This window comes from Mesorhizobium sp. PL10, assembly GCF_053714315.1.
In genome coordinates this window covers 1-1,405 of sequence record NZ_JBSKBR010000134.1, presented here as the reverse complement: position 1 = coordinate 1,405, position 1,405 = coordinate 1, and the positions used below count along the sequence as shown (strand labels likewise).

The following is a 1,405-nucleotide window of genomic DNA, read 5'->3' as shown; positions in this document are numbered from 1 at the left end:
CTTCTTTTTCGGAAGGGTACTCTCGGTGACAGCGCAATTGAGTATGAAGGTCTGGGTCGAGTTTGTTGGGGCCGATGGCGTTCCACAACGTCGGGAGATCGCAGTTGTCGAGCGCATTGTCGACGGAGCGCGCCTCGACGACTTCGGCCTCTCTTTGGAGGAGGGCAAGGCGATACAGCGCCGCCTACAGGAGGAACTCACGCAGTTTCAGGCGGATCAAGCCGGTTGGCAGGATCGGAAATGTCACGAATGCAACCGATTTCGCAGGATTCATGATTATCGATCTCGTACAGTCCATTCGCTCTTCGGCATTTGTCGCCTGCGAGTGCCTCGGTTCCGCAGTTGCGCCTGCGGAAAGACGGCAAGATCGGACACCGGAAGCATCGAGACCCTGTTGAAGGGCAGAGCAACGCCGGAATTGGAGCGAGTCCAGGCTGAACTCGGCTCCCGGCTATCGTTTCGAGAAGCCGCTCGTGTGCTCGATCTCTTTGTGCCCGCTCCGCGACCACACAATCATCGGACCGTTGTCAACCGGCTCGCCAAGGTCGCCGATCAGATTGAGAAGCGGGACGTCGCAAGCCCCTATCGCATCAGCCGAGCCGACGGATCGCCCATTTCCGTATTCATTGACGGTGCCTACATCCGCGCAGTTCCCGGATATCAAAGCCGGCATTTCGAAATCACCATGGGGCGCGTTGTGGCCAAAGGCCGGCCATCGCGCCAGTTCGCTGCCGCGCCAAATGTTGCCACTGGCAAGCACGACGCGGTTCGTGCCGCGCTGCGGGCTCAGGGATGGTTGCCTGGCCGCGACGTCACCGTTTTCAGCGACGGAGACGCCGGGCTGAAAGGTATTGTGCTCAGCGCAAACCGGCAGCCCGTAACCCACATTCTTGACTGGTTCCATCTGTCGATGCGGCTTCGGCACATCGAACAGACATGGGAAGGAATCAGGCTCGGCGGTGATCTGAACATCTACCTTTGGGACGTCGCCGTTCAAGTGCCGAGGCTGCGGCATCTCCTCTGGAGCGGTTATATCAAGGAGGCGACGAGAGCTGTGAGGAACATGCTCTATCAGTTGGAGCAGCACGCTAAGATGCGAGACGCCAGTAACAAGCTCAAGCGCCTATACGAACTGGTCGGCAATCTTCAGACTTACCTGGTCCAGAACAAGACTTCGATGGTCGACTACTGCCACCGATACTGGTCGGGTCAACCGATCTCGAGCTCTCCGGCCGAAAGCGCCGCCAACAGCCTCGTGAATGCTCGTATGAACAAGAAGCGTCAGATGCGTTGGTCTCCCATCGGCGCTCACAGAGTACTGCAGGTCCGGGCAGCGGTTGCTGACGGTCGACTCAAGCAAGCCAAGCTTGCTCTTGCAGCTTGACCCCCATCTTTTCCCGCTCCC

1 protein-coding gene is annotated in these 1,405 nt (G+C 58.7%); it reads left to right on the top strand.

Features of this window, described 5'->3' with window-relative positions:
- Nucleotides 1-43: 43 nt before the first annotated feature.
- On the top strand, nt 44-1,384 hold the full coding sequence (locus ACWGTO_RS33425; protein ID WP_454578948.1) for an ISKra4 family transposase: 1,341 nt from the start codon (nt 44-46) through the stop codon (nt 1,382-1,384).
- The last annotated feature ends 21 nt before the right edge of the window (nt 1,385-1,405 follow it).

What these genes read in the sequence shown, in the direction of transcription:
- ACWGTO_RS33425 (WP_454578948.1), top strand. Translation starts at nt 44, where the DNA reads ATGAAGGTCTGGGTCGAGTTTGTTGGGGCCGATGGCGTTCCACAACGT.